Origin of the sequence: Saccharopolyspora sp., assembly GCF_017434145.1 — a bacterium.
GTDB lineage: Bacteria > Actinomycetota > Actinomycetes > Mycobacteriales > Pseudonocardiaceae > Saccharopolyspora_C > Saccharopolyspora_C galaxeae.
Window position 1 is genome coordinate 1 of record NZ_JAFRFW010000673.1, and the last position, 3,358, is coordinate 3,358.

Below are 3,358 nucleotides of genomic sequence, written 5' to 3' on the forward strand. Positions count from 1 at the left end.
CGGCCATCGGGGTCGGTTCCGCGGCAGCGGGCGGCGAATCCGCCACCTGCTGGGCCGCCACCGGCTCCGCCTGCTGGGCCGCCACCTGCTGGGCCGCTTCCTCGGGGGCCCGCCGCGGTTCGGCAGGCAGCGGTTCGGTGCTCGACAGCAGCAAGCTGCCCAGCAGGAACGCCGCGGCCTGGTCGGCGTGCTCGAAGCGGACGTCACCGTGCAGGTCGTCCTCACCGGCGGTGACGATCCAGTCCGGACCGTCCCGCAGCAGGCAGCGCGCGCTGTTCGAGTGGCTGCCGAGGCGGTACTCCTCGCTGGGCACGCCGAGCTCGCTGAGCCGGTCGTGCAGCCGGGCCAGCACCGCCTGCGTCTCGTCCAGGTCCTCGTTCTCGGCGGGCGCGTCCAGGACGTGCCGCGAACCGGCGGCAGCTTCGGCTGTTTCCGCAGGGCCCGTGTCGTGCGTGAGCAGCGGCGGTTCGCCTTCGAGGTGCTCGTCCGGCCCGGAATCGCGCAACGCCGGGCCGAGATCACCGGTGTCGGCCTCGTCGTCGCGATCGAACCGCGGGCCGGCGTCCGGCGCCGGGAGCTGGACCGCGAAGTCCTCCTGCGCGGCCGCGGGCGAAGGCTCGTACGCAGCGGGCTTGACCACGCCGGCGTCCAAGGCGCCCGAATCCAGTCCGCCGGAATCCCACGCGGCCGACTCGAAACCGTTCAGCTGCGGCGAATCGGGCTCGGGCTCGCCGAGCCCGGATCCGTCCGGCACGCGCTGCTGCTCGGGCTGCGCCATTGCCTGCGCGGGATCCTGGCCGGGCTGCAACGGCGCCCCTTCGAACGAGGCGGCCTGGAACTGCTCCGGCTGCTGCACGGCGTCGCGGGCCGGAGCCTGCTCGGCGGCGTCCTGGCGAGGCCGTGCCGGAGCCGCGCCCGGCTCCTCCGGCTGCTCGAACAGTTCCCGCACGGCGGCGTCGCGGGTGGAGTCGTCGACCTCACCGAGCGCGAACCGCCGCGCCCGGACGTGCTCGACGAGCTCCTGCTGCGGCGGAACGCCGTACTGCATCAGGTAGTACGGCACGGCGCCCGGCCACACCCAGGTGCCGTCGGTGTGCCAGGTCGAGGGAACCGAGGCCGGCGCGTTCGGGTCCAGCAGGTCGTCGTCGTTGTCCCGGGACGCCAGCACGATCGGCGCGTTCTCCAGGTAGTGCCGCAGCGGCCCGACTTCTTCCTGCTGCACCGGCGTGCGCGTGGTCACCAGCGGCCGGCCCTGCTCGTCGAAGTCGTCGAACACCAGCGCCGTGCGGAACCGGTCACCGCTCGGGGCGGGGGAGGCGCCCCACTGGTGGCCGTTCGGCTGCGCGGGCGCTGCGGCGGCGAATTCGGCGGGGCCGGACTGCGCGAACTCGGCTGCCGCCTGCTGACCGGGCGGGGTGGGCGCCTGCTGACCGGGCGGAACCGCGGCCTGCTGCTCCGCCTGGGGGGAGGCGGCGGAACCGTCCAGCTTCTCGCGCATCCACTCCGGCACGTTGTCCTCGGTGCGCGGGTAGCGGCGCAGCTCGTCGACGTAGGCGGCGCGCGGCAGCGGCTGCTGCCACTGCGGCTCGGCGTCGAAGTTGATGTCGATGCGGTAGCTGGAGGGCCGCTCCACCACGTACAGCGCGCTGAGCCAGGTACCGACCTCCGGCCGGTACATGCCTTCGCGGAGGTGCTCGAAGATGCCCCACAGCTCTTCGGGTGGTTCCCACGGCTCCGTACCGCCGTCCTGGGCGGCGACCTCGCCGAGCAGATCGCGGTATTCGCCGGTGGCGCGGTACTCCACCGTGATCTGTTGCCAGTCCTCAGGTGCGGCCTGCAACAGCAGGACCCCGATCCTGCGGGCTATCTGTTCCTGCTCTTCCGGACTGATCGCTGTCGGACGCGACATGGGTGACATCCTCCCCCTCTCAACCAGGCACACCGACCCCACCCCGCGCAGACGCTACTCGAAGGTCCATCGGCGTTGTGTTCTCCCGGGTGAGTTAGGTGCGATGACCGCCCCCGCGGCCACCACGGTTGATCTTCGTGCGGGACAGCACCCAAGACTGCCCGCCGGGCCCGCCGAGCAACATCACACCACCAGGTGTGATCCGTTCAGCGGTAGACAGCGGAAATCCGGTGGCGGTGGTTCGGGTGTTTCCGCTGTCGTGCTCGCAGCGGGTCGCTCGGTGCGCCGCTACCCGATCTAGCGATGTCCCGATCTCGCGATGTCCCGATCTTGCGATGTCCCGATCTTGCGATGTGGAGTTCCCGTGCTGCGTCCGTACCGCCTGCTCGCCGCGATCCCGCACGCACCCGCTCTGATGACGACCAGTCTGCTCGCCCGCCTGCACCTGCCCGCGATCAGCCTGGTGCTGACGTTCCTGCTGGTGGACTGGACGGGTTCGTACGCGGCGGGCGGTGTCCTCGCCGCCGCGTTGACGATCGGTCAGGCCGTCGCCGGTCCGTTGCGCGGCCGTGCGGCCGACCGGGCGTCGCCCTCGAAGGTGCTGGTGATCACAGGTTGTCTGTGGTGCCTCGGTTTCCTGCTGACCGCGCTGCTGGCCAGTGGAGTGCTGCCCGCCGGGCGGTGGTGGTTGCTGCTGCCGGTGGTGTTCGTGACCGGGTTGGCCAGCCCGCCCACCGCGCAGGTCGGGCGCGCGATGTGGCTGCGGGTCGCGGACGGGCCTGCGCGGCAGGCCGCGTTCGCGGTCGAATCCACCCTGGGAGAGCTGGTCTACGTTGCCGGGCCGATGCTGGCGGCGTTCATCGTTGCTGCGCAGGGCCCGTTGGTGGCGGCGGTGTGGTGCGCGGTGTGGGCCGTGCTCGGTCCGGCCTCGTTCGCGGTGGTGCTGCGGCGTGCAGGGATCCGCGAAACGGCTTCTGCGCGAGTTCGGCAGCGGTCCGGTTCGCCGGCGGCGGTGCGCGGATTCGTGCGGATGCTGGGGTTCGGCTGCTTGGTGATGGGTGCGTTGATCTGCGTGGATCTGCTCCTGGTCGGTTGGGCGCGGGAGCGCGGTGAGCCGGCGCTCGCGGGGATCTTGGCTGCGCTGTGGGGAATCGGGTCGCTGGTCGGCGGGCTGGCCGTGGGCGCAGTGACCGGAAGATCGCGGCTGTGGCTTCGCGGCGTGCTGGTCGTGCTGGGACTCGTCGCGTTGGTGCCGGTGCTGCCGCCGGTGGCGGAGCCAGGTTCGCCGTGGGTGGTCGGTGTGGTGCTGCTGATCGGCGGAACCACGATCGCGCCGCTGCTGACGGCGGCGAACTCGCGGGTCGGTGAGCTGGCACCGGAACACCGGCGGGCGGAGGCGTTCGGCTGGTACACCAGCGCGGCCACCGCCGGTGCGGCGGTCGCCGCCCC

General features: G+C 72.2%; 2 protein-coding genes. One reads left to right on the forward strand and one right to left on the reverse strand.

Annotated features, from left to right (window positions below):
• Positions 1-1,909 (reverse strand): hypothetical protein (locus IJH84_RS18450; protein WP_295146714.1); only part of this gene is annotated, 1,909 nt, incomplete at its 3' end.
• Between the two features lie 364 nt (positions 1,910-2,273).
• On the opposite strand from IJH84_RS18450, the gene IJH84_RS18455 reads away from it, so the two are divergent.
• Positions 2,274-3,358: MFS transporter (locus tag IJH84_RS18455; protein WP_295146716.1), on the forward strand; the 1,085-nt coding region annotated here is incomplete at its 3' end.